Below are 22713 nucleotides of genomic sequence, written 5' to 3' on the forward strand. Positions count from 1 at the left end.
CTCTGGCCAGTAATCTCGCGGGCATGGAGCAGAGGCATCTCGGCCGTACCGGCCTGCGTGTGTCCAGAATCGGACTCGGCACCCTCACGTGGGGCCGGGACGTCGACGAGCACGACGCCGCGGACATGCTGAAGGCGTTCTGGGAGGCCGGCGGGACCCTCGTCGACACCGCGGACGTGTACGGCGACGGTGAGGCCGAGTACCTGCTCGGGCGGCTCATAGAAGGGCTGGTGCCGCGCCGGGACCTGGTCATCTCGACGAAGGCGGGCAGCGTCCCCGACCCGGACCGGCGTTTCGACGGCTCGCGCGGCCACCTGCTCGCCGCGCTGGACGCCTCCCTGGCCCGCCTCGGTACCGACCACGTCGACGTCTGGCACGTGCACGCCTACGACCCGGACACCCCACTTGAGGAGACCCTGCAAACCCTCGACCTGGCGGTGAGCAGCGGTCGCGCGCGGTACGCCGGGGTCTCCAACTTCTGCGGCTGGCAGCTGGCGAAGGCGGCGACCTGGCAGCTCGCGGCGCCGGGCAACCGCACCCGGCTGGCCAGCACCCAGCTGGAGTACTCGCTGCTGCAGCGGGGCGTGGAGCGCGAGGTACTGCCTGCCGCCCTCGACCTCGGCATCGGCCTGCTGCCGTCCTCCCCGCTGGGCCGGGGCGTGCTGACCGCGAAGTACCGGCACTCCACTCCCCCGGACTCGCGGGGCGCCTCCGAGCACCTGGCGCCGTTCGTCGAGCCCTACCTCGACGACACCGCGAGCCGGATCGTGGACGCGGTGCAGACGGCGGCGGACGGGCTCGCGGTCACCCCGCTCCAGGTGGCGCTCGCGTGGGTGCGGGACCGGCCGGGCGTGACCGCGCCGATCGTCGGCGCGCGCAACGCGCAGCAGCTCGCGGGGGCGTTGTCAGTGGAGGCGCTTACGCTTCCTGACGAGATCTGCCGGGCTCTCGACGACGTGTCGGCGCCCGTGCACCGCTATCCCGATCACGACTGGAGCACGCTGTGAGCACGGAGCCGGGGCTGGGCGCCGAGCCCGAGGCCGACGAGGGCACGACGGCCGGGGGGACGACGGAGACCGGCCACCTCACCGACAGAGCGAACGACGCCGGCAGCGACGGGGCCGAGGACGACGGGCGATCCGCCGGGACGACCGGGAGCGGCGACGCGGGTGCCGGGTCCGTCTCCGGGGCGGCGGCCGACGGTGACGCGGCGAGCGGTGAAGGCGCGGGCGAGCAGTCCGAGGCCGCGGCCGAGCTGGCCGCTCAGCGGGTCGAGCGGGAGCGGATCGCGCGGCGGAAGGCCGAGAAGTCCGCGCCGATCGAGAGCGGGACCAAGCTCAGCGGCAAGGCGGCCGACCTGCTCGCGGCGGTCCGGGCCGTGGAGAGCGGCGGGCAGCCTGCGACGACCGTGTTCGCCGCCCCGGAGCCGTCCCCGCGCCCGGCGGCCCCCGCTCCGGAGCCGGTCCGGCGGCCCCAGCCCGCGCCGGCCGCCGCCGTGCCCGCCACGGAGACGATCGAGGCGGTACGACGGGTCCTGACCGACGGCGGAGCGCCCGAGTCGGTCGCGCCCCAGGTCGCCGCCGCTCTCGGCGAGGGCGCGGCGACGCTGCTGCGGGAGGACCCCTGGCAGCTGCTCCGGGTCAGCGGGGTGCGGCCGGACCAGGCGGACGGGTTCGCGCGGGCGCTGCTCGGCGCGGAGTGCGGTCCGGACGACGAGCGGCGCGGCCGGGCGGTGACCGGCTGGCTCCTGGAGCAGGCGGCCGTGGCCGGGCACACCGCGCTGGAGATGCCGGCCCTCACCGCCGCGCTGGCCCGGGGCGCGGTGCCCGACCCGGAGGCGGCCGTGCAGGGCGCGCTGGCGGAGGGTGACGCGCTGGTCTTCCGGGACCCGCTGGATCCGGGCGCCCCGGAGCCCGAGGACGACGAGGAGGAGCGGCCGGTCCGGGTCCTGGTCGCCCTGGAGCGGTACGCGCTGGCCGAGGAGAGTCTCGCCGACGGACTGGCCCGGCTGGTCAACTCCCTGGCCAAGGACGCCTCGGACCCGTGGGAGGCGGCCGCGGCGGCGGCCGCCGGGGGCGCGGCGGAGCTGGCGCGGGCGGTCGCCGGGCACGGCCTGGTGCTGCACACCGGCGGCGAGGCGGCCCGCGCCGAGCCCGCGGCCCTGCTCGGCGCCGCCCGTGCGGCCGGACTGCGCGCCTTCGCGGCCACCCACACCCCTGACGGCAGCCGGCGCCTGGCGGGCGGCGAGGGAGCCGTGGGCACCGTAGCCGACCTGCTCTCCGGCGCCGCGGGGCCCGGCCGGGACACGGACGGCGCCCTGGCCCTGGACCTGCTGATCGTGCTGGACGCGCCCCAGCTGGACGTGGAGGGTGCGGCGATGCTCGTGGAGGCGCTGCCCGACGGCGCCAGGCTGGTGCTGAGCGGGGATCCGGCGGTGTTGTGGTCCGCGGGCCCCGGGCGGGTCTTCGCCGACCTGCTGGCGGCCCGGGTGTGCCCGCAGATCGCCTCCCGCACGCCCGACCCCGGCCCGCTCGGCGAGCTGGTCTCCGGGATCGGCGTGGGCGAGCTCGCCCAGGTCGAGGCGCCCGGCAAGGAGGTCGTGATCGTGCCGGTGCGGGACGCGGGCGAGGCGGTGCACCGTACGGTGCAGCTGGTCGCCGACTCCGTTCCGCGCGCTTTCGGCGTCCCCGCCGGGCAGACCGTGGTGATCACCCCGGGCCACGGCGGGGCGGCCGGCACCCGCGCCCTCAACGCCGCCCTCAAGGAACGGCTCAATCCGGGCCCCGGCCGCTTCGGCGGCTTCGACCCCGGTGACCTGATCGTCCACTCCCCCACGCCGGGCCGTACGGTGCCGGGCGAGGTGGTGACGGCCGATGCCGACGGGCTGCACCTGTCGTGCGCGGGCGCGCCCGTGGTCGTACCGAGGGAGCGGGTGGAGCAGTCCGTCCGTCACGGCTGGGCCCTGACCGCCCACCAGGCGGCGGGCAGCCGCTGGCCCGCGGCGGTCGTGGTGCTGCCGGGAGACGCGGTCCAGTCCCTCAGCCGCCCTTGGGTGTACACGGCGTTCAGCCGGGCGGAGCGCCACCTGTCGGTGGTCCACGGCGTGGAGCAGGCCCTGCCGAAGGCGGTGGCCGAGACCCTGCCGAAGCCGCGGACGACCCGCCTTCCGCTGCTGCTGAAGACACAGGTTCCCGCGGCGGACTGACCGGGTCCGCCACCGGTTCCGCCCTCACGGCGGCGGCGACGGCGATCGGCCGCGACGGCGATCGGCCGCGACGGCGCCGGGCGGCGGTGCCCGTCCGGACTCGACCTCCGGAGGGCACCGCCGCCCGGCGGATCAGCGCTCGGCGTCCAGCGGCTCCAGATCCTCGTCCTCGTCCAGGCCGAGGTCGTCCAGTTCGTCGGTCTCCGCCGCGTCGTCGCCGTCCTCGTCGTCGCCGTCCTCGTCGTCGAAGACCGCGCTGACGTCGAAGCGGCACACCACCCGCTGCGGGTCGACGCCCTCGAAGGGCGCCTCCAGCCACTCGCCGGGCTCGGCCGGCTCGTCCGCGGCGGTCACCCAGAGCGTGGAGTCGCCCTCCTCCAGGCCGAACTCCTTGTGCCGGGAGGCGATCTCGTCCGGCTCGAACTCGCCGAACAGGACGCCCAGCGCCCCGTGGATCGTGCCCGCCGCGTCCCCGTCCGCGCCGGGGCCGTCGTCGTACTCCGCCGCCTCGACCCGCTGGGCCTGCGCCAGCAGCCGCTGTGGTTCCGCCACGGCGTAGTCGCGGCGGATCAGCACGCTGATCGCGTTCGGCTCCTCGGGGCCCGCGTACGGCGGCAGCGAGTCGTCCGTACCGGGGATCTCGAAGGGTGTGACCTCGTCGTAGCGGTCGTACAGGAGCTCGTCGTAGACCTCGGCGGCCGCGGCCAGCTGGTTGAACGCCTCGTAGACAGCCGGGTCGTCCTCCCCCGACCTGCGTTCGACCGCGGCCAGATGGCGGTCGAGCGCGGTCTTGACCGCCTCGGCGGCGGCGCGTACCTCGGCAGCGGTGGGCTGCGCAGCATCAGACATAGTGCAGACGCTATCCGTACCGGGCACCAGCCCGCACAATAGATGCGATGCCGGAATACGAATTTGTCGACGTGTACGTACCTCGCGGGGTGTCCCGCAAGGAGGCCACACGTCTGCTGACGGACCATGCCGAGTACGGACACTGGGAGTTGGACCGACTGAGCCTCATGCGCGACGGCAGCCGCAGGGTGCGGTTGCGCCGGCGGATCATCCGCCAGGTGCGTGCCACATGGTGAGACTGGCCGACTGACGGAAAGGGCCCCGCGTCGACGGGGCCCGCTCCGTTCCACGCACCGCTGCCGGTGCGTCACCGTCCGTGCGCTACGCCGCGGCGCGCGCCCTGCGGTACAGCACCGCGCCCGCGAGCAGCGCGCCCGCGCCCGCCGGGAGCGCGAGACCCAGCGGCAGGTCACTGCCCGTGTGCGCGAGTTGCGCCGCGGTGATTGGCTGGCTCACCGAGGCGCTGCCCAGCGGCTGGACGTGGCTGGAGCCGTGGGAACCGGTGGGGACGGTGTGGTTTCCGGAGTGAGCGGGGGGCGTGCCCGGGTGCTGGCCCGGAGTGCCCGGGTGTCCCGGCTGACCCGGAGTTCCGGGGTTCCCCGGCTTCCCGGGCGGGTTGCTCCCGTCTCCCCCGTGTCCAGGGGGCGTGCCGTGGCCGCCATGGCCCCCGTGCCCACCGTGGCCCCCGTGCCCCCCGTGCCCACCGTGGCCCCCGTGTCCGGGCGGCTGCGTGGGGTGACCGCCACCCGGATGTCCGGGAGTTCCGGGGTGCCCTGGGTGGCCGGGGTGCCCCGTGTGTCCGGAACCCCCGCCGTTGGCGCACTCGTTGCCCACCGCGGCGTTGCCGATGCCGATGACGTTGACGCTGTTGCCGCAGACGTTGACCGGGACGTCGATCGGCGCCTGCACGGTGTTGCCCGAACCGACGCCGGGCGAGCCCGAGGTGTGTCCTCCGGCGTGCGAGCCGCCGTGGCCGGCGTGGCCGCCGTGATCGCCGTACCCTCCGGTGTCGCCGTAGCCCGTCGAAGCGCCGCCCCCGCCGCCGGGGTTGGCACACTTGTTCCCCATTGACGGGTTGAGGGCGCCGACGACGTTCACGGTGTTGCCGCAGACGTTCACCGGCACGTGTACGGGCGCCTGCACCGTGTTGCCGGAGAGCACACCGGGTGAGCCGGTGGCGGAGCCGACGGCTCCCGAGTCGGCGTGGGCGTAACCGCCCGCCGCGGCGATCACGCCGGTCGCCGCGGCCACTGTCATGAGGCCCTTGCGGGTACCCTGTCGCATTTTATGAATTCCCCCTGCCTTGGATCCTGACCTAGCATTCACCGCAGGGAAAAACCCTGCGGAAAAACCGGTCGGCCCCGGAGCGCATGGCGCGCGCTCCAGGGCCGACGGAAAGACGACGCCCCTCAGGGAGTCGGCGTCACTTGTTGATGCAGGTGTTGCCGAAGGCGGGGTTCAGCAGCCCGATCACGGAGATCGTGTTGCCGCAGACGTTCACCGGGACGTGCACGGGAACCTGGATCACGTTGCCGGAGACGACACCCGGGGAACCCACGGCAGCGCCCTGGGCACCCGAGTCGGCGACGGCCAGGCCCGCACCCGCGAGAACCAGACCACCAGTGGCAGCCGCAGCAGCGACGACCTTCTTGAGCATTATTCCTCCTTGTTGGCAATGCGATTCCAAGTAGCGGATCGCATTAGATGTAACGAGGAGGGAGTAATGGGGCTACGAGCTTATCGTCGCATTCACTCTTCTCAGTCGGCTTCGCACAGCCGCCCGATTACCTGAAGCCATTGCTTCACGACGCGTCGATGAAGCGGTCGAGGACGCGGACACCGAACTGCAGGCCGTCCACCGGCACCCGCTCGTCCACGCCGTGGAACATGCCCGCGAAGTCCAGCTCCGGCGGCAGCTTGAGCGGCGCGAAGCCGAAGCCGCGGATACCGAGGTCGTCGAAGGACTTGGCGTCGGTGCCGCCGGAGAGCATGTAGGGGATCGCCTTGGCGGTCGGGTCCTCGGCGAGCAGCGAGGACTGCATGGCCTCCACCAGAGCCCCGTCGAAGCTGGTCTCCAGGGCTTTGTCGGAGTGCACGTCCGAGCGGACCACGTTCGGGCCGAGGATCCGGTCGAGGTCGGCGAGGAACTCCTCCTCGTGACCGGGCAGGAAGCGGCCGTCCACGTGTGCGGTGGCCTCGCCGGGGATGACGTTGACCTTGTACCCGGCGTTCAGCTGGGTGGGGTTGGCGGTGTTGCTGAGGGTCGCGCCGATCAGCTTGGCGATGCCGCCGAGCCGGGCCAGCGTCGACTCCATGTCCTCGGGGTCCAGCTCGGTGCCGAGCGCGTCGCCCAGCTCGTCGAGGAAGGCCCGGGTCGTCTTGGTGACCCGCACCGGGAACGTGTGCCGGCCGAGCCGGGCCACGGCCTCCGAGAGCTCGGTGATCGCGTTGTCGCGGTGGATCATCGAGCCGTGCCCGGCGGTGCCGGCCACCTTCAGCTTCATCCAGTGCATGCCCTTCTCGGCCGTCTGGATGAGGTAGAGCCGGCGCTGCTCGTTCACCGTGAAGGAGAACCCGCCGACCTCGCTGATCGCCTCGGTGACGCCCTCGAAGAGGTCCGGGTGGTTGTCGACCAGGTGCCGGGCGCCCCAGGTGCCGCCGGCCTCCTCGTCGGCGAGGAAGGCCAGCACGATGTCCCGGGGCGGCTTGCGGCCGCTGCGCAGCCGGTCCCGTACGACCGCCAGGGTCATCGCGTCCATGTCCTTCATGTCGACGGCGCCCCGGCCCCACACGCACCCGTCCGCGATCTCGCCGGAGAAGGGGTGGTGGGTCCAGTCGTCGGCGTTGGCCGGTACGACGTCGAGGTGGCCGTGGATGAGGAGAGCGGGCCTGGTCGGGTCCGCGCCCTCGATGCGGGCCACCGTCGAGGCGCGGCCCGGGTGGGACTCGAAGATCTTCGGCTCCAGGCCGACCTCGGCGAGCTTCTCGGCGACCCACTCCGCGGCCTTGCGCTCACCGGGGCCGGAGTGGTCGCCGTAGTTGCTGGTGTCGAACCGGATCAGCTCGCGGCAGAGGTCCACGACCTCGTCCTCGCCGGTGACGCCCCTGGCCGTGTCCGTCTCGCTCACGCTGCTTCCTTCCGCTGTCACTGCCGCCCGGTCCCCGCCATCCTCTCTCCCTTCCCGCTCCGGACCCAAGGCCGGTCCCGGCCCGTCACACGCCGTTCACGCCCGCGGGTCCGGGAACGGGGTGTGATCGGCCACCCTCGAAAGCCTGGTAGTGTTTCCTCCGTCGCCGCGAGGGAAACCCGCACGGAACATCTCGCACGACAGACACCTTGTCCGGGTGGCGGAATGGCAGACGCGCTAGCTTGAGGTGCTAGTGCCCTTTATCGGGCGTGGGGGTTCAAGTCCCCCCTCGGACACCACGAAGAAACCCCTGCCGAGCAGGGGTTTCTTGGTTTTGAGCGGTTTTGGAGCGGAGCGCGGGCGACCACCTCGCGGTGGGCGCCGCTGTCTCAGCCGAGGCCGTCCAGGCCGCCTATTCGGCCGTCACGCAGGGCGACGGCGGAGGTGAAGGCACGGAGCGTGGCGCGGTCCAGCAGGAGCGCGGGCCCGTCGGGCCGCTTGCTGTCGCGGACGGCGACCGTAGCCTCGTCGACGATCCCGCATTCCACGCAGTCGGACTGTGATGCGGACGCCGAGGACTTCCACCAGGTCACCGGCAGAGTCGACGCGTCGTCAACGTGCTTCATTCGCTATTCGTTCTTCCTTATCTGGGTGATCAGTTCCACCGACGCCTCGACGGACTCGGCGGCAGACGTGAGGCGTTGCCACGCGGCCCGGTGCGTGGAGACCCGATCACGTTCCTCGATGTACAGGGCGGAGGTCAGCCCTTCCTGGTGGACGACGTCCAGGTCCGTGTGCGGACCGAAGCCCAGGATGCTGAAGGTGCCGGTGAGCCCGGCGTGCAGGGGAGCGTCCGATCTCAACACCTGGATGTTGATGTTCGGGCGCCGCCCCATCGTAAGCAGGCGCCCCAACTGGTCGTACATCAGGGCGGGATCCTCGGTGGTGGAGCGCAGGGCCTGTTCGGAGATGATCGCCCAGAGCGCCAGCGGGTCGCTGTCCCGGGTGAGGACGGCCTGGCGTGCCAGCCGCACCTCGACGAGCGCGTCGACCCGTGCCTCGACCGCCTCGGACATGGCGGTCGCCCGGATGATCTCGCGGGCGTACTCGGCGGTCTGGAGCAGTCCGGGGACCATGCCCAGCTGCCAGGTGGAGACCGTCTCGGCCTCCGCCTCCAGGCTGATCAGGTCCTCGTACACCGGGGTGAGGACACCCCGGTACGAGTGCCACCAGCCGCGCCGGCCGCCCTCCTTGGTGAGCGTGATCAGGGCCGCGCGCAGTTCGTCGCTGACGTCGCGGCCGAGTTCGCCGTACAGGTGGAGCAGGGCCTCGATGTCCGCTGCCTTGGGGGCGGTCTTGCCGGTCTCCATCCGGGACAGCTTGGAGGAGACGAAGGCGCCCTCGGAGTGCTCGGCGACCTCGTCGAGGGTGAGTTCGCCGCGCAGTTCGCGCAACTTCGCACCGAGCCGTCGCCGGCGCACCGTGGGCGTGCTCACGGGTTCCCCCTTCTCTCCGGTGAACTGCCCGACAGTCTGCCCGTGCCGCCCCGACCCCCGCCACCGACTGACGACTTGTGCCGCAAGTCTCTCAACGCGATGCGCAATATTTCACATCTCGTGGGACGTATTGCGATCGACTGTGTCGTGAAGGCACCATGAATCCGGGAAATACGACAGTGACCGCACTCGCATGGCGAACCACTGTGCCTGCGTTGGGACATGCCCGTGAGGGGATGCACATGATCGAACGCCAGCGGAGCACCACGACCGAACCCCGCCCCCCGCAAGTCGCCCCGCCGCCGGTCCTGTTACTGGCCAGCGAGCCTCAGTCGGCCAAAGCCGCCCGGCTGTTCGTGAGCGACTTCATCGCGCACCACACCCCCGACGCCTCCCGCGACCACATCGACGCGGTCGCCCTGGTCACCTGCGAGCTGGTCACCAACTCCCTGCGCTACGAGACCGACCCGGACGACCCGGTCCGTCTCCTCATCGACACCGACGGCTCCCGGACCCGGGTCGAGGTGCACGATCCGCTGGGCCGCCATCCCCGGCTGCGGCCCATCTCGGTCGAACGGGACCGCGGGCGCGGCCTGCTGATCCTCGACGCGCTGTGCTCGGGCCGCTGGGGTGTGGGCAACCTGCCCTGGGGCAAGTCCATCTGGGCCGAGGTCAGCGCCGCGTGACGTCCGGCGCCCTGTGACGTTTCCTCCGCCCCCCACGGCGACGGCCGGTTCCGCGGCGTTCTCTCCCCCCTCCTCGCCGCAGGGCCGGCCGTTGTCGTACCGACCGTCGGACACATGGAGTTGGCCTGCCTCACGCTGTGTGTCCCATCTCTCGTCGTGCGCGGAGAATCCCAGGTCAGAAGTTGCTTAACCTTCAAGGGACTGCTCCGAACGGCCGTCTCCAGGTGGCCGCGGGATGAACGGGAACCTAGCGTCGTACTAATATTTCCGGCTTGTTACCCAGCCGGAGCCGGACAACCCCAGGCAGACCTGCGGGCCCGCCGGCACCCCGGAGGTTCCGGGAACGAGACGCGAGGACCGGATGGCAGCGATTGACGAGAGCAGTGCTCTCGGCCTGCTCGACGAAGAGATCCGCGAGGAGTTCGGGAACACGGCACGGTTCTCGGCCGGGGCGGCGGCATCGCCGCGCACGCTCGTGGACGTGTTCGAAGCAACGGTACGGGCACATCCCGACGAGCTCGCACTGGACGACGGCACCGCCCAGCTCACCTACCGCGCGCTCGCCACGGAGGTGGCACGGCTGCGGCTGCGGCTCGCCGAGGCCGGGATCGGGCTCGGGGACCGCGTGGGCGTGCGGGTGCCGTCCGGAACCAACGATCTGTACGTCGCCGTTCTCGGCGTGCTCGCGGCCGGCGCCGCCTACGTCCCGGTGGACGCCGAGGACCCGGACGAGCGGGCCGCACTGGTGTTCGGCGAGGCGGAGGTGGCGGCCGTCCTCGGCGAGGGGCTGCACATCGACGTGCGCCGCGAGTCCGGGCGGCCCTCCGGCCGCCCCGGCGACGGGCACGACGCCTGGATCATCTTCACCTCGGGGTCCACCGGCAAGCCCAAGGGCGTCGCCGTCACCCACCGCAGCGCCGCCGCCTTCGTGGACGCCGAGGCCGCGCTGTTCCTCACCGACGAGCCGGTCGGGCCCGGCGACCGGGTCATGGCGGGCCTCTCGGTGGCCTTCGACGCCTCCTGCGAGGAGATGTGGCTCGCCTGGCGCTACGGCGCCTGCCTGGTGCCCGTGCCCCGCTCCCAGGTCCGCTCAGGCGCCGACCTCGGCCCCTGGCTGGTCGAGCAGGAGATCACCGTGGTCTCGACCGTGCCCACCCTGGCCGCCCTCTGGGAGCCCGAGACCCTCAACGACGTCCGCCTCCTCATCTTCGGCGGCGAGGCCTGCCCGCCCGAGCTGGCCCAGCGCCTGGTGACCGAGGGCCGCGAGGTCTGGAACACCTACGGCCCCACCGAGGCCACCGTCGTCGCCTGCGCGGCTCTGATGACCGGCGAGGAGCCGATCCGCATCGGGCTGCCGCTGAACGGCTGGGAGCTCGCCGTCGTGGACGACGCGGGCGTGCCCGTGGCCATGGGCGAGAGCGGCCAGCTGGTGATCGGCGGGGTGGGCCTGGCCCGGTACCTGGACGCCGACAAGGACGCGGAGAAGTACGCACCCCTGGAGTCGCTGGGCTGGGAGCGGGCGTACCGCAGCGGTGACCTGGTGCGCGCCGACCGGGAGGGGCTGGTCTTCCTCGGGCGCGCGGACGAGCAGATCAAGCTCGGCGGCCGCCGGATCGAGCTGGGCGAGGTCGACGCGGCCCTGCAGGCGCTCCCCGGCGTCGCGGGCGCGGCGGCGGCCGTGCGGACCGCGCGCAGCGGCAACCAGCTGCTGGTCGGCTATGTCGTCACCCAGGACGGCTGGGACCACGCGGCCGCCGTCGAGAAGCTGCGCACCGAGCTGCCCGCGGCCCTGGTGCCGCTCCTCGCGCCCGTCGCCGAGCTGCCCACCCGCACCTCAGGCAAGGTCGACCGCAACGCCCTGCCCTGGCCCCTGGAGGGCCTGGAGACCGGCGGCCCGGCCGAGCGGCTGTACGGCACCGAGGCCTGGCTCGCCGAGCAGTGGACCGAGGTCCTCGGCATCCCGGTGACCGGCGCCGCCGACGACTTCTTCGCGATCGGCGGCGGCAGCCTGTCCGCCGCCCAGCTCACCACCCGGCTGCGCACCCGCTACCCGAGCGCGGCCGTCCTCGACATCTACCAGCAGCCGGTGCTGCGCAAGCTGGCGCGCCGGCTGGAGGAGTCCGTGCAGGACGACGGCGCCGAGCGCTCGATCGCGCCGGTGCCGCGCAGTGCCCAGTTCGTACAGGTGCTGCTCCTGCTCCCCCTGTTCACCCTCCTCGGGCTGCGCTGGACGGTGGTCCTCGCCGCGCTCGGCAACGTGCTGGGCGGCTACGGCTGGCTGCCGACCGCGCCCTGGTGGCTGGTCGGCCTCGGGGCTCTGGTGCTGTTCACCCCGCCCGGCCGGATCGCGGTCGCGGCCGGTGGCGCGCGGCTGCTGCTGCGGGGCGTGAAGCCCGGCACCTACCCGCGCGGCGGCTCCGTCCATCTGCGGCTGTGGGCGGCGGAGCGGCTGGCCGAGTTCGCCGGGGCGACCACGCTGACCGGGTCCTGGCTCGAGCGGTACGCGCGGGCACTGGGCGCCAAGATCGGTCCCGAGGTGGACCTGCACTCGCTGCCGCCGGTCACCGGCCTGCTCAGGGTCGGGCGGGGCGCGGCCGTGGAGTCCGAGGTGGACCTGTCCGGCTCCTGGCTGGACGGCGACCGGCTGGTGATCGGCCAGGTCCGGATCGGCGCCCACGCGGTCGTCGGGACGCGCAGCATGCTCTTCCCGGGCGCCCGCGTCGGCAAGCGCGCCGAGGTGGCTCCCGGCTCGGCGGTCACCGGGCAGATCCCGACCGGCCAGCGCTGGGCCGGCGCCCCCGCGGTCAAGCTGGGCAAGGCCAAGCGGAACTGGCCCGAGCACCGGCCGCAGCGCGGGACCTACTGGCGGGTGATGTACGGCCTGACCGGGCTCGGGCTGAGCGCGCTCCCGGTGCTCTCCGGTGCCGCGGCGGTGCTGGTCGCCGGGCGGTTCGTGGCCCCCGGCGACGGCCTGGCCGAGGCCCTGCGGGGCGCGGCGGTCGCACTGGTCCCGGCCACCCTGGCCTTCGGGCTGGCGTACGCCCTGCTGATCCTGGTCTCCGTGCGGCTGCTGAGCCTGGGCCTGCGCACCGGCACCTACCCGACGCACAGCCGGACCGGCTGGCAGGCGTGGACGGTGTCGCAGCTGATGGACCGCTCCCGCGAGACGCTCTTCCCGCTGTACGCCGGGCTGGTCACGCCGGTGTGGCTGCGGCTGCTCGGGATGCGGATCGGGCGCGGGGCGGAGGTGTCGACCGTGCTCGCGCTGCCGAGCCTGACGACGGTCGGCGAGGGCGCGTTCCTGGCCGACGACACGCTGACCGCGCCGTACGAGCTGGGTGGCGGGTATGTGCGGATAGGGCGCGCGGAGATCGGGCGGCGGGCGTTCCTCGGGAACTCCGGGATGACCGCGCCGGGCCGCAGCGTGCCGGAGGGCGGGCTGGTGGGGGTGCTGTCGGCGACGCCGAAGAAGGCCAAGAAGGGCACCTCGTACCTGGGGCTGCCGCCGGTGAAGCTGCCGCGCAGCGCGGCCGACGGCGACCAGAGCCGGACCTACGAGCCGCCGGCCCGGCTGCTGTGGGCGCGGGCGCTGGTGGAGACATGCCGGATCGTGCCGGTGCTGTGCTCGGTGGCGCTGGCCGGGCTGACGGTGGCCGCCCTGTGCGCGCTGGGCGCCTGGGCGCCGCTCCTTTCGGGACTGGTGCTGCTCGGCGCCGGCACCGTCGCCGGTCTGGTCTCCGTGCTTGCCAAGTGGGCGCTGGTCGGGCGGCACCGTAGCGGGGAGCATCCGCTGTGGAGTTCGTTCGTGTGGCGCAACGAGCTGGCGGACACGTTCGTGGAGGTGCTTGCGGTGCCGTGGCTGGCCGGCTCGGTGCCGGGTACCCCGGTGCTGACGGCCTGGCTGCGCGGCCTCGGCGCCCGTATCGGCAGGGGTGTCTGGGTGGAGAGCTACTGGCTGCCGGAGACGGATCTGGTCACACTGGAGGACGCGGCCACCGTGAACCGCGGCTGTGTCCTGCAGACTCACCTCTTCCACGACCGGATCTTGCGGACGGATACTGTGGTTCTCCGTGAGGGCGCCACCCTGGGCCCTGGCGGGATCGTGCTGCCCGGCAGCACGATCGGGGCCCGCACCACCCTGGGTCCCGCGTCGCTCGTCATGGCGGCGGAGTCGGTCCCCGACGACACCCGCTGGCTCGGCAACCCGATCGAGGCATGGCGTCCCTGAGCGCGGGCCGTCCGGTGGTGGCCGCGGGCATCGGTGCACCGAGGGACGGTTCGAGCACAGCGCAGGGAGCGAACGCGGAAGTGGCAGTGCAGCAGTCGGCGGGTCCGGACCCGTACTTCCCGGACAACGGCGATCCCCGCTACCGGGTGCATCGCTATGAGCTCACGCTGGACTACCGGCCGGGACCCAACCGCCTGGCCGGGATGGCCCGGATCAACGCGATCGCGGGCCGGGCCGCGCTGCCCGAGTTCCAGCTGAACCTGGCCGACTTCAAGATCGGCCGGATCCGGGTGGACGGCCGCCAGCCGCACTGGACGCACCGCGGCGGCCGGCTGCGGATCAAGCCCGCGAAGCCGCTGCGCGCCGGGGCCGCCTTCACCGTGGAGATCCACTGGTCCGGCAACCCGAAGCCGGTGAACAGCCCCTGGGGCGGGATCGGCTGGGAGGAGCTGACGGACGGCGCGCTGGTGGCCAGCCAGCCGGTCGGCGCGCCCTCCTGGTTCCCGTGCAACGACCGGCCGGCCGACAAGGCGTCGTACCTGCTCTCGGTCACCTGCCCGTCGGCGTACTCGGTGGTGGCCGGCGGCCGGCTGCTGACCCGCACCACGAAGGCGTCCACGACGACCTGGGTGTACGAGCAGGCGGCGCCGACGTCGAGCTACCTGGTGAGCCTCGCGATCGGCAAGTTCCAGACGGTGCTGCTCGGCGACCCGGGCTTCGGCGGGGTACCGATGCACGGGCACATACCGGCGCAGCTGCTCCCGGAGTTCTCCCGGGACTTCGCGCGGCAGCCCGCGATGATGGACCTGTTCCAGCGGCTGTTCGGGCCGTACCCCTTCGACGAGTACGCCGTGGTCGTCGCCGACGAGGAGTTCGATGTCCCCGTCGAGGCCCAGGGGTTGTCGCTGTTCGGCGCCAACCACGTGGACGGGGCGCGGGGTTCGGAGCGGCTGGTGGCGCACGAACTCGCCCACCAGTGGTTCGGCAACAGCGTGTCCATCGCCGACTGGCGGCACATCTGGCTGAACGAGGGGCTCGCCAAGTACGCGGAGTGGCTCTGGTCGGAGCGGTCCGGCGGCCGCAGCGCGCAGCAACTGGCCGCCATCGCGCACCGGATGCTCTCCGGGCTGCCGCAGGACATCCGGATCGCCGCCCCGGGCAAGAAGTCGATGTTCGACGACCGGCTCTACGAGCGGGGCGGGGTCACGGTCCACGCGGTCCGCTGCGCGCTCGGCGACGAGCGGTTCTTCCACATGCTGCGCGCGTGGGCGGGGCTGCACCGGGGCGGGTCGGTGACGACCGCGATGTTCACGGCGCACGTCAACCGGTTCGCGGACGAGCCGCTGGACGGCCTCCTCGACGCCTGGGTGCACCGCACCGCACTGCCCGCGCTCCCCACCCTGGCCCTCCCGGCCCGCCCGGCCCAGCCGCCCACCAACGCCGAGTCGGCGTAGGGGGGCGGGCCCGTGACACCGAGGCGACCCCGGCAGCAGCCCGCCGCCTGTCCGTGCGGTCTGCCGGAGACGTACGAGAACTGCTGCGGCCGGTTCCACCGCGGTGCGGCGGCGGCGCCCACCGCCGAGGCGCTGATGCGCTCGCGCTACAGCGCCTTCGTCAGACGGGACGAGCCGTACCTGCTGCGCACCTGGCATCCCCGGACCCGCCCGGCCCGGCTCGACCTGGACCCCGGGATGCGGTGGACGGGTCTGGAGATCCTGGCGACGACCGACGGCTCCGCCTTCCACGCCACCGGCACCGTGACCTTCCGCGCCTCGTTCCGGAACGGCTCGCTGCTGGAGCGCAGCCGGTTCGAGCGGGTCGAGGGGGCCTGGGTGTATCTGGACGGGGAGTTCCCGGAGCAGTAGGGCGGCGGCAGCGCTACGGCGCGAGGATGTCCAGTTCCTGGAGGGCGCCCGCGGTGATCTCGCGGGTCAGCTGTTCCGCGCGCGGGGCGTCGCCCTCGCGGACCGCCTCCGCGAGCTGGACGTGGAGGGTGACGGCGGCCGGGTCGGGATCCTCGAACATGACCTCGTGCTCGGTACGGCCCGCGAGGACCTCGGCCACGACGTCGCCGAGCCGGGCGAACATCTCGTTGCCCGACGCCGCCAGGATCACCCGGTGGAAGGCCACGTCGTGGAAGAGGTAGTCCGCCAGCCTGTGGCCGCGCGAGTGGGCCACCATGCCGAGGGCGCACTCGGTGAGCTCGGCGCACTGCTCGGCCGTGGCGTGCCGCGCCGCAAGGCCCGCCGCCACCGGCTCGATCGCCGAGCGCAGCACGGTGAGCGAGCGCAGCTGGTGCGGGCGGTCGGCGCCGGCCAGGCGCCAGCGGATCACCTGCGGGTCGTAGACGTTCCACTCGGCCTTCGGGCGGACGGTCACGCCCACCCGGCGGCGGGACTCGACCAGGTGCATGGACTCGAGGACCCGGACCGCCTCGCGCATCACGGAGCGTGACACCTCGAAGCGCTGGGCCAGTTCGTCGGTGCGCAGGACACTGCCCGGCGGGTACTCGCCCGCGGTGATGGCGGGGCCCAGGGCGTCCAGTACTCGGCCGTGCAGGCCCCGGCCCGGTGTGCTCATGCACTCAGCGTACCGAGTGGATCACCGAGCCAAAAAGTCAGACTTATATGTCACAGACTCTTGAATTCGTCGTACCTAATGCGTTTCAGTGAGGCCGACACCGGATGTCGTACGCCGGTGCCGCTCGTCGAGGAAGGACAGCGAGGCAGTGATGCGGACCCCTCACGTCGTCGTGGTGATGGGCGTCGCCGGCACGGGCAAGACCACGATCGGTCCCCTGCTCGCCGCACGGCTCGGCGTCCCGTACGCCGAGGGCGACGACTTCCACCCGCCGGCCAACATCGCCAAGATGTCGGCCGGACACCCGCTCGACGACGCCGACCGGTGGCCGTGGCTGGACGCCATCGGCGCCTGGGCGCACGGCCGGGCGGGACTCGGCGGGGTGGTCAGCAGCTCCGCGCTGAAGCGGTCGTACCGCGACCGGCTCCGCGCCGCGGCCCCCGGCATCGTGTTCCTGCACCTGTCCGGCGACCGGCAGCTCATCGAGGACCGGATGTCGCACCGGCAGGGCCACTTCATGCCGACCGCGCTGCTCGACTCCCAGTTCGCCACGCTCCAGCCGCTGGAGCCGGACGAGGCCGGTGTCGCCGTGGAGGTCTCGGGCACCCCCGAGGAGATCACGGCACGGGCCGTGCGCGCACTCGAGGCGCTGCCCGACCTCACCCCGCAGTAAATCCCCCTACTCCCCGTCACTCACTGCAAGGAACCCCCGTGACCAGACTCAGCGTCGAGATGCTGGCAGCGGACACCGTCGCGCCCATCACCTCGGCCGGACACGCCCGGCTCGGCATCGCCGTCCTGCTGGGCTTCGCCGTCATCGTCCTGCTCATCACCAAGTTCAAGCTCCACGCCTTCCTGGCGCTGACCATCGGCTCGCTCGCGCTCGGCGCGTTCGCCGGGGCGCCGCTCGACAAGGTCATCACCAGCTTCACCACCGGACTCGGATCCACCGTCGCCGGCGTGGGTGTCCTGATCGCGCTCGGGGCGATCCTGGGCAAGCTGCTGGCCGACTCCGGCGGTGCCGACCAGATCGTCGACACGATCCTGGCCAAGGCCGGCGGCCGGGCGATGCCCTGGGCGATGGTGCTGATCGCCTCCGTGGTCGGGCTGCCGCTGTTCTTCGAGGTCGGCATCGTGCTGCTCATCCCGGTGGTCCTGATGGTCGCCAAGCGCGGCAACTACTCCCTGATGCGCATCGGCATCCCGGCCCTCGCGGGGCTGTCCGTGATGCACGGCCTGGTGCCCCCGCACCCCGGCCCGCTGGTCGCGATCGACGCGGTCCACGCGAACCTGGGCGTCACCCTGGCCCTCGGTGTCCTGGTCGCGATCCCGACCGTGATCATCGCCGGCCCGCTGTTCTCGAAGGTCGCCGCCCGCTGGGTGGACGTGCAGGCCCCCGACCGGATGCTCCCGCAGCGCCCGTCCGAGGAACTGGAGAACCGCCCCGGCTTCGGCGCCACCCTTGCCACCGTCCTGCTGCCGGTCGCCCTGATGCTGTCCAAGGCGCTGGTGGACATCGTCGTCGACGACCCGGCGGACACCGTCCAGCGCGTCTTCGACGTCGTCGGCTCCCCGCTGATCGCGCTGCTCGCGGCCGTCCTCGTCGGCATGTTCACGCTGGGCCGGCCGGCCGGGTTCTCCCGGGAGCGGCTCTCGCAGACCGTGGAGAAGGGGCTCATGCCCATCGCGGGCATCCTCCTCATCGTCGGCGCGGGCGGCGGCTTCAAGCAGACGCTGATCGACTGCGGTGCCGGCCAGATGATCCTGGAGATCTCCAAGGACTGGTCGATCCCGGCGCTGCTGCTGGCCTGGCTGATCGCCGTCGCGATCCGTCTCGCGACCGGCTCCGCGACGGTCGCCACGGTCTCCGCGGCGGGCCTGGTGGCCCCGCTGGCAGCCGACATGTCGACGGCCCACACGGCCCTCCTGGTGCTGGCCATCGGCTCGGGCTCGCTGTTCTTCAGCCATGTCAACGACGCCGGGTTCTGGCTGGTGAAGGAGTACTTCGGCCTGTCCGTCGGCCAGACGCTCAAGACCTGGTCGGTGATGGAGACGATCATCTCGGTGGTCGCCGGCGGTCTGGTGCTGCTGCTGTCCCTGGTGATCTAGGGGCGGTACGAAACCGGAGTCCGGTGGTGCACGAGTCGCTCGGCACCACCGGACCCCGCCGTACCGGCCGATCGGCGTTGCGGCGGGATGGTGATCGGCAACGACGGCAGTGGTCGGCGGTGCCCGAGAGGCCTGCGGAGTGCGGCTACGGCCGCCACAGCCGGTGTTCGCGCTTGGCCCACTCCCTGCTCACCGTGCCCGTGCGCAGGCCCCGTCTGGCCTCCGGGTCGCCGAGGGCCATGCCGATGTGGCCGGCCAGGACGACGCCGATGGTCAGGGCAAGCCAGTCGTGGACGAAGGTGGCCGAGGTGCGCCACATCAGCGGGGCGAGGTGGGTGAACCACATCAGGAGACCCGTGGCGAGCATGACGAGGGTCGCGCCGGCGATCCAGTTCGCGTAGATCTTCTGGCCGGCGTTGAACTTCCCGGCCGGCCGGGAGGACGGGCGCTTGTCGCGGCTCAGGACGGCGGCCAGCCACAGTTTGTCGTGCGGACCGAAGCGGTTCAGGAAGCCGAGGTCCCTGCGGAAGGCGCGGGAGGCGAGGCCCAGGACGACCGGGACGGGAAGGGCGAGGCCCGCGCACTCGTGGATGCGGACGACCAGCTCGCGGCGGCCGACGAGGATCGCCAGCTGCGGGATGTAGAGGCAGGCGGCCGTCGCGACGCAGAGGCCCATCAGCAGTGCCGTCGTGCGGTGGATCCAGCGCTCGGCCGGGGTGAAGCGGTGCAGTCGGTCGGTGGCGGCCGGGGCCTCAGCTCGTAGGCTCATCGTCACGTCCGTTCGAGCGGCCGACCCAGGCGTCGACGTCGTAGCCCAGGTTCTCCCAGTACCCCGGTTCGACCTTGTCGGTGACCGTGATGCCGGAGAGCCACTTGGCCGACTTGTAGAAGTACATGGGGGCGACGTAGAGGCGGACCGGGCCTCCGTGGTCGTGGGTGATGGCCTTGTTCTGCATGCGCAGCGCGACCAGGACGTCCGGCCGGCGCGCCTGGTCGAGGGTGAGGCTCTCGGTGTAGGCGCCGTCGAAGCAGGTGAAGTGGATCGCCTTCGCGGTGTCCCGGACGCCGGCCAGGTCCAGCAGGTGGGAGAGGCGGACGCCCTCGAAGGGCGTGTCGGGGACCCGCCAGCCGGTCACGCACTGGACGTCCTTGACCAGCTTGGTCTGCGGCAGGGCCCGCAGGTCGGCCAGGGTGTACGTCTGCGGCTTGTCGACCAGGCCGTCGATCTTCAGCTGGTAGTTCGCGGCGGTCTTGTCCGGCACGGACCCGGTCACCGAGTAGTACCGGAAGCCGCCGCCGTTCGGGAGGAGTCCGGTCAGGCCCGTGGGGTCCTTGCCGGAGAAGGCGCCGAGGACCGTCTCGGTCATGCGTTGCAGCACCGGCGCGCTCACCAGGCCGAGCGCGCCGAGGCCGATGGTGCCGAGGAACACCCGGCGGCCGACCGGGGTGCCCTCCTCGGTGCGCCGCGGCTCCTCGGATTGTTCAGAGTTCACGCACTCATTCGAACACCATCGGGGCGTGTCCGGCCACGGAATCCGGCGGCCGTAAGGAATCCACAACCTCTTCTCATGAAGCTCCCCTCAACCTCCCAGCGTCCGCTCCCGGGCCGCCCGGAACGCGGCACACGGGTCGCGGTCCGGGTACGACCAGGGTGCAGGGGTGGCATGGCGGCCGATCCGCTGGAAGAGGGCCGCGGACTCGGCGTACCGGCCGGCGCCGAAGGTGGCGTGGGCGAGGTGGTTGAGGTCGACGTACCGGCGGGGATGCTCCTCGATCCCCCACTCCAGCCACCAGTCGAACGCGGCGCCGAGGGCGCGCAGCGCGGACGGCTCGGTCCAGTGCCCGGCGGCGGCCGGGTCGGCGGGGGCCCGGCCGGTGGCGGCGAGCACCCGGTGGCGTTCGGTGTACGCGACGACCGGCAGGACGGCGAGCGGGGAGTCGGCCGGGGCCTCGGCCGCGGCACGCTCCGCGAAGGTGTACAGCTCGTACGTCCCCCGGGCCTCGGTCTCCGCGATCCGGGCCGCCATCAGGTGGTGGGCGTGATGGTGCTCGGGATGGCGGCGGCGCACCTCGCCGAAGACGCGGCGCGTCTCCTCGTCGGTGCCCAGGTGACGGGCGAGCAGCAGGAGGCCGAGCCAGGGGGTGGGGTCCGCTGGGGCGAGCGCGGCGGCGCCGGCGCAGGCCTCGCGGGCCCGCTCGGGCTCCTCCTTGCCGCGCAGGGCGCGCCGGACCAGGGTCAGGGCGTACAGGGTGGCGGCGCCTGCGGAGCCGGGCTCGGCGAGCAGCCACTCGCGGGCCCAGGCGCCGGCGTAGGGCTCGCCTGCGAGGACGGTCGCCCGGTGGCCGCGGCGGTCCCAGTCGTCACCCGTGTGGAGCAACAGGGAGCGGGCGGACTGCCAGCGGCCCTGGGCCAACGCGGCTCGCGCGGAGATGAGTTCCACGTCGTCGAGGGCGTCGTCGGGACAGTGCTCGCACCGGGGATGCGCCGGCGCGCGGCTCGCACGGGGACCGTCGGCGACGGCCGGGCCGGGGCCTGCGACGGCCGGCCCTGGGCCTAAGAGGGGCGGGGTTGGGGGCACCGCGGGACTTCCTGGTTGTCGGGCTGCCATCGGCCGATCACGCACAGCAAACCCCCAGCCAAGAGTTTGCGTCAAGCCGAACAGGGCTGGTATCCCGTTCAACTACCTTGCGCGAAGCGGAACTTGACGCGCGTCTGGGCCCGGTTGGCGTACGGTGACCGTGGGGCTCCGGGTTCCGGCTGTGGTGTACGCCATGGCGCGGGCGGCCCGGGCGTCGGACCATGGCCGTAGGGGTCCCGCCGCCGCTCCGACCGCCCACCGTGCTCGACCCGGGCGGCGTGACCGAGTCAACCGCCCGGTTCCGGGTACTCCCGGAGCAATCCCCTTCCGGGAGCGCTACAGTCGGCCACTACGCACTCCGTAACCCGGCCGCAGATCGAGGTACGCAGCGTGTCCGTTCTGGTTCTGATTCTCGCCGTGAGCGCGGCCTGTTGCCTGGGCTTCGGGTTCGTGCTCCAGCAGAACGTCGCCCAGAAGGCACCGCTCAGCGACTTCCTCTCGCCCCGGCTGCTGCTCGACCTGATGCGGGTGCCGCGCTGGCTCGGCGGTATCGGCCTGATGGTGGCCGGCATGGTCCTCGGCGCGATCGCCCTCGGCAAGGGAGAGATCTCCCTGGTCGAACCGCTGCTCGCGACGAACCTGCTGTTCGCCCTCGCGCTCTCCCGGCACCAGACCAAGCACCCCCTCAGCCACCAGGGCTGGGCGGGCCTCGCCCTGCTGGCGGGCGGGGTGACCTCGTTCATCCTGGCGGGCCAGCCGCGCGGCGGCGACGCGGTCACCAACCCGCTGCGCCACTGGCTGATCATCGGCGTGATGGTCGGCACGGCCCTGCTGCTCACGACCTACGCCAAGCGGTCCCGCCTGAGCGCGGGCCCCACCCTCCTCGCCCTCGCCGCCGGCCTGCTCTACGGCGTCCAGGACGCCCTGACCCGGGTCACCAGCACCCGCTTCTCCGAGGGCGGCATCATGGAGGTGCTGACCGGCTGGCAGCCGTACGGCGTGCTGGTCCTCGGGGTCACCGGGCTGATCCTCGTGCAGAGCGCGTTCGAGACGGCGGAGCTGCGCAACTCGCTGCCCGCGCTCACCGCGGCCCAGCCGCTCGCCGGGATCCTGTGCGGGGTCGGCTTCCTCGGGGACCGGCTGCGCACCGACACCGGGGCGCTGGCCTGGGAGGCGGCGGGGCTCGCGGCGATCGTGGCCGGCATCGTGCTGCTCGGGCTGCACCCTGCGATGCCGCGCGGTACGGCACCGAGGGAGCCGTCGCTGGACCTCCAGCCGCGCTGACGCCTACGGCCTTCCGCCTGCTTGGATGGCGGCATGAGCGCTGCTGACGAAATCCTCGACATCGTCGACGAGAACGACCAGGTGATCGGCATCTCCCCGCGCGGCGAGGCGTACGCCCGGGGGCTGCGCCACCGCTGCGTCTTCATCCAGGCCCGCGACGCCGCCGGCCGCGTGTTCGTCCACCGCCGCACCCCGACCAAGCTGGTCTTCCCCTCCCTCTACGACATGTTCGTCGGCGGTGTGGTCGGCGCGGGCGAGTCTTACGACGACGCGGCGCTGCGGGAGGCCGAGGAGGAGCTGGGCGTGAGCGGGCTCCCCCGGCCGGCGTTCCTCTTCAAGTTCCTGTACGACGACGGTGCCGGGCAGAGCTGGTGGTCGGCGGTGTACGAGGTGCGCTGCGAGCTGCCGGTACGGCCGCAGGTGGAGGAGGTGGCCTGGCACGGCTTCCTCACGGAGGAGGAACTGGCGTCGCGGCTCGGGGAGTGGGAGTGGGTGCCGGACGGGCTGGCGGCGTGGGGTCGGCTGCAGGAGTGGCGGGGCTGAGGCAGGGGACGCTCACCGGCACCGGC

Annotated in this window: 21 protein-coding genes and 1 tRNA gene; 12 read left to right on the plus strand and 10 right to left on the minus strand. The window is 72.7% G+C overall.

Annotation, left to right across the window (positions count from 1 at the left end):
* Positions 1-23 precede the first annotated feature (23 nt).
* Together ACFY0K_RS26690 and ACFY0K_RS26695 are read left to right on the plus strand one after the other, a co-directional pair.
* A complete protein-coding gene (locus tag ACFY0K_RS26690) occupies positions 24-1007 on the plus strand; it encodes an aldo/keto reductase (RefSeq protein WP_390641959.1) in 984 nt (327 codons plus the stop codon).
* Positions 1004-3205: a helix-hairpin-helix domain-containing protein gene (locus ACFY0K_RS26695; protein ID WP_390641960.1), complete on the plus strand. Its 2202-nt coding sequence runs from the start codon at positions 1004-1006 to the stop codon at positions 3203-3205. The genes ACFY0K_RS26690 and ACFY0K_RS26695 overlap by 4 nt, the downstream gene beginning before the upstream one ends.
* Before the next feature lie 132 nt (positions 3206-3337).
* Here the strand turns inward: ACFY0K_RS26695 and ACFY0K_RS26700 are convergent, their stop codons facing one another.
* The gene (locus ACFY0K_RS26700; RefSeq protein ID WP_390641961.1) at positions 3338-4054 is read right to left on the minus strand and encodes a hypothetical protein; all 717 of its coding nucleotides are present in this window, start codon (positions 4052-4054) and stop codon (positions 3338-3340) included.
* Between the two features lie 47 nt (positions 4055-4101).
* Here ACFY0K_RS26700 and ACFY0K_RS26705 point away from each other — a divergent pair, with 47 nt between their 5' ends.
* Complete coding sequence (locus tag ACFY0K_RS26705) at positions 4102-4290, plus strand: DUF5703 family protein (protein WP_046732800.1); 189 nt, start codon at positions 4102-4104, stop codon at positions 4288-4290.
* An 85-nt stretch (positions 4291-4375) separates the two neighbouring features.
* Here the strand turns inward: ACFY0K_RS26705 and ACFY0K_RS26710 are convergent, their stop codons facing one another.
* The 3 genes from ACFY0K_RS26710 to ACFY0K_RS26720 form a co-directional block, all read right to left on the minus strand.
* Positions 4376-5338, minus strand: a complete 963-nt coding sequence (locus tag ACFY0K_RS26710) for a chaplin (RefSeq protein ID WP_390641962.1) — start codon at positions 5336-5338, stop codon at positions 4376-4378.
* A gap of 139 nt (positions 5339-5477) precedes the next feature.
* Positions 5478-5711 carry a chaplin ChpH gene (gene chpH, locus ACFY0K_RS26715; RefSeq protein ID WP_123978334.1) on the minus strand — a complete coding sequence of 78 codons (234 nt, stop codon included), beginning with the start codon at positions 5709-5711 and terminating at the stop codon, positions 5478-5480.
* Between the two features lie 145 nt (positions 5712-5856).
* Positions 5857-7182, minus strand: a complete 1326-nt coding sequence (locus ACFY0K_RS26720) for a M20/M25/M40 family metallo-hydrolase (RefSeq protein WP_351958943.1) — start codon at positions 7180-7182, stop codon at positions 5857-5859.
* Positions 7183-7393: 211 nt separating this feature from the next.
* Between ACFY0K_RS26720 and ACFY0K_RS26725 the strand changes: the two genes are divergently transcribed.
* Positions 7394-7481, plus strand: a tRNA-Leu gene (locus tag ACFY0K_RS26725).
* A 90-nt stretch (positions 7482-7571) separates the two neighbouring features.
* Here ACFY0K_RS26725 and ACFY0K_RS26730 read toward each other — a convergent pair.
* Both ACFY0K_RS26730 and ACFY0K_RS26735 read right to left on the minus strand, forming a co-directional pair.
* On the minus strand, positions 7572-7808 hold the full coding sequence (locus ACFY0K_RS26730; RefSeq protein ID WP_351958944.1) for a DUF397 domain-containing protein: 237 nt from the start codon (positions 7806-7808) through the stop codon (positions 7572-7574).
* 3 nt (positions 7809-7811) lie between these two features.
* Positions 7812-8678, minus strand: a complete 867-nt coding sequence (locus ACFY0K_RS26735; RefSeq protein ID WP_352362282.1) for a helix-turn-helix transcriptional regulator — start codon at positions 8676-8678, stop codon at positions 7812-7814.
* A 242-nt stretch (positions 8679-8920) separates the two neighbouring features.
* On the opposite strand from ACFY0K_RS26735, the gene ACFY0K_RS26740 reads away from it, so the two are divergent.
* The 4 genes from ACFY0K_RS26740 to ACFY0K_RS26755 all read left to right on the plus strand — a co-directional run bounded on the left by ACFY0K_RS26740 (position 8921) and on the right by ACFY0K_RS26755 (position 15457).
* Positions 8921-9364, plus strand: coding sequence for an ATP-binding protein (locus ACFY0K_RS26740; RefSeq protein ID WP_382732230.1), 444 nt, complete (start codon positions 8921-8923; stop codon positions 9362-9364).
* Between the two features lie 361 nt (positions 9365-9725).
* Complete coding sequence (locus tag ACFY0K_RS26745) at positions 9726-13592, plus strand: Pls/PosA family non-ribosomal peptide synthetase (protein WP_390641963.1); 3867 nt, start codon at positions 9726-9728, stop codon at positions 13590-13592.
* Positions 13593-13672: 80 nt separating this feature from the next.
* Positions 13673-15046, plus strand: coding sequence for a M1 family metallopeptidase (locus ACFY0K_RS26750; protein WP_390641964.1), 1374 nt, complete (start codon positions 13673-13675; stop codon positions 15044-15046).
* Between the two features lie 12 nt (positions 15047-15058).
* Positions 15059-15457 carry a YchJ family protein gene (locus ACFY0K_RS26755; RefSeq protein ID WP_390641965.1) on the plus strand — a complete coding sequence of 133 codons (399 nt, stop codon included), beginning with the start codon at positions 15059-15061 and terminating at the stop codon, positions 15455-15457.
* Positions 15458-15470: 13 nt separating this feature from the next.
* Here the strand turns inward: ACFY0K_RS26755 and ACFY0K_RS26760 are convergent, their stop codons facing one another.
* Positions 15471-16172 carry a FadR/GntR family transcriptional regulator gene (locus ACFY0K_RS26760; RefSeq protein ID WP_351958950.1) on the minus strand — a complete coding sequence of 234 codons (702 nt, stop codon included), beginning with the start codon at positions 16170-16172 and terminating at the stop codon, positions 15471-15473.
* A 151-nt stretch (positions 16173-16323) separates the two neighbouring features.
* Here ACFY0K_RS26760 and ACFY0K_RS26765 point away from each other — a divergent pair, with 151 nt between their 5' ends.
* Complete coding sequence (locus ACFY0K_RS26765; protein ID WP_390641966.1) at positions 16324-16845, plus strand: gluconokinase; 522 nt, start codon at positions 16324-16326, stop codon at positions 16843-16845.
* Between the two features lie 38 nt (positions 16846-16883).
* Positions 16884-18281, plus strand: a complete 1398-nt coding sequence (locus tag ACFY0K_RS26770) for a gluconate:H+ symporter (protein WP_390641967.1) — start codon at positions 16884-16886, stop codon at positions 18279-18281.
* A gap of 145 nt (positions 18282-18426) precedes the next feature.
* Here ACFY0K_RS26770 and ACFY0K_RS26775 read toward each other — a convergent pair whose 3' ends face one another.
* From ACFY0K_RS26775 to ACFY0K_RS26785, 3 genes are all read right to left on the minus strand, one after another.
* A complete protein-coding gene (locus ACFY0K_RS26775) occupies positions 18427-19050 on the minus strand; it encodes a cytochrome b/b6 domain-containing protein (RefSeq protein WP_351958953.1) in 624 nt (207 codons plus the stop codon).
* The gene (locus ACFY0K_RS26780) at positions 19034-19774 is read right to left on the minus strand and encodes a molybdopterin-dependent oxidoreductase (RefSeq protein WP_390641968.1); all 741 of its coding nucleotides are present in this window, start codon (positions 19772-19774) and stop codon (positions 19034-19036) included. The genes ACFY0K_RS26775 and ACFY0K_RS26780 overlap by 17 nt, the downstream gene beginning before the upstream one ends.
* A gap of 87 nt (positions 19775-19861) precedes the next feature.
* Positions 19862-20860, minus strand: a complete 999-nt coding sequence (locus ACFY0K_RS26785; RefSeq protein ID WP_390641969.1) for a hypothetical protein — start codon at positions 20858-20860, stop codon at positions 19862-19864.
* A 390-nt stretch (positions 20861-21250) separates the two neighbouring features.
* Here ACFY0K_RS26785 and ACFY0K_RS26790 point away from each other — a divergent pair, with 390 nt between their 5' ends.
* Together ACFY0K_RS26790 and ACFY0K_RS26795 are read left to right on the plus strand one after the other, a co-directional pair.
* Positions 21251-22144 carry a DMT family transporter gene (locus ACFY0K_RS26790; protein WP_390641970.1) on the plus strand — a complete coding sequence of 298 codons (894 nt, stop codon included), beginning with the start codon at positions 21251-21253 and terminating at the stop codon, positions 22142-22144.
* Between the two features lie 33 nt (positions 22145-22177).
* Positions 22178-22687 (plus strand): NUDIX hydrolase, encoded by a 510-nt coding sequence (locus ACFY0K_RS26795; protein WP_390641971.1) that lies wholly within the window; start codon positions 22178-22180, stop codon positions 22685-22687.
* The last annotated feature ends 26 nt before the right edge of the window (positions 22688-22713 follow it).

This window comes from Streptomyces sp. NPDC001507 (assembly GCF_042894765.1).
Taxonomy (GTDB): Bacteria; Actinomycetota; Actinomycetes; order Streptomycetales; family Streptomycetaceae; genus Streptomyces.

What these genes read in the sequence shown, in the direction of transcription:
- ACFY0K_RS26760 (WP_351958950.1), bottom strand. Translation starts at nt 16,172, where the DNA reads ATGAGCACACCGGGCCGGGGCCTGCACGGCCGAGTACTGGACGCCCTG.
- ACFY0K_RS26765 (WP_390641966.1), top strand. Translation starts at nt 16,324, where the DNA reads ATGCGGACCCCTCACGTCGTCGTGGTGATGGGCGTCGCCGGCACGGGC.
- ACFY0K_RS26700 (WP_390641961.1), bottom strand. Translation starts at nt 4,054, where the DNA reads ATGTCTGATGCTGCGCAGCCCACCGCTGCCGAGGTACGCGCCGCCGCC.
- ACFY0K_RS26710 (WP_390641962.1), bottom strand. Translation starts at nt 5,338, where the DNA reads ATGCGACAGGGTACCCGCAAGGGCCTCATGACAGTGGCCGCGGCGACC.
- ACFY0K_RS26795 (WP_390641971.1), top strand. Translation starts at nt 22,178, where the DNA reads ATGAGCGCTGCTGACGAAATCCTCGACATCGTCGACGAGAACGACCAG.
- ACFY0K_RS26745 (WP_390641963.1), top strand. Translation starts at nt 9,726, where the DNA reads ATGGCAGCGATTGACGAGAGCAGTGCTCTCGGCCTGCTCGACGAAGAG.
- chpH (WP_123978334.1), bottom strand. Translation starts at nt 5,711, where the DNA reads ATGCTCAAGAAGGTCGTCGCTGCTGCGGCTGCCACTGGTGGTCTGGTT.
- ACFY0K_RS26705 (WP_046732800.1), top strand. Translation starts at nt 4,102, where the DNA reads ATGCCGGAATACGAATTTGTCGACGTGTACGTACCTCGCGGGGTGTCC.
- ACFY0K_RS26775 (WP_351958953.1), bottom strand. Translation starts at nt 19,050, where the DNA reads ATGAGCCTACGAGCTGAGGCCCCGGCCGCCACCGACCGACTGCACCGC.
- ACFY0K_RS26730 (WP_351958944.1), bottom strand. Translation starts at nt 7,808, where the DNA reads ATGAAGCACGTTGACGACGCGTCGACTCTGCCGGTGACCTGGTGGAAG.
- ACFY0K_RS26740 (WP_382732230.1), top strand. Translation starts at nt 8,921, where the DNA reads ATGATCGAACGCCAGCGGAGCACCACGACCGAACCCCGCCCCCCGCAA.
- ACFY0K_RS26690 (WP_390641959.1), top strand. Translation starts at nt 24, where the DNA reads ATGGAGCAGAGGCATCTCGGCCGTACCGGCCTGCGTGTGTCCAGAATC.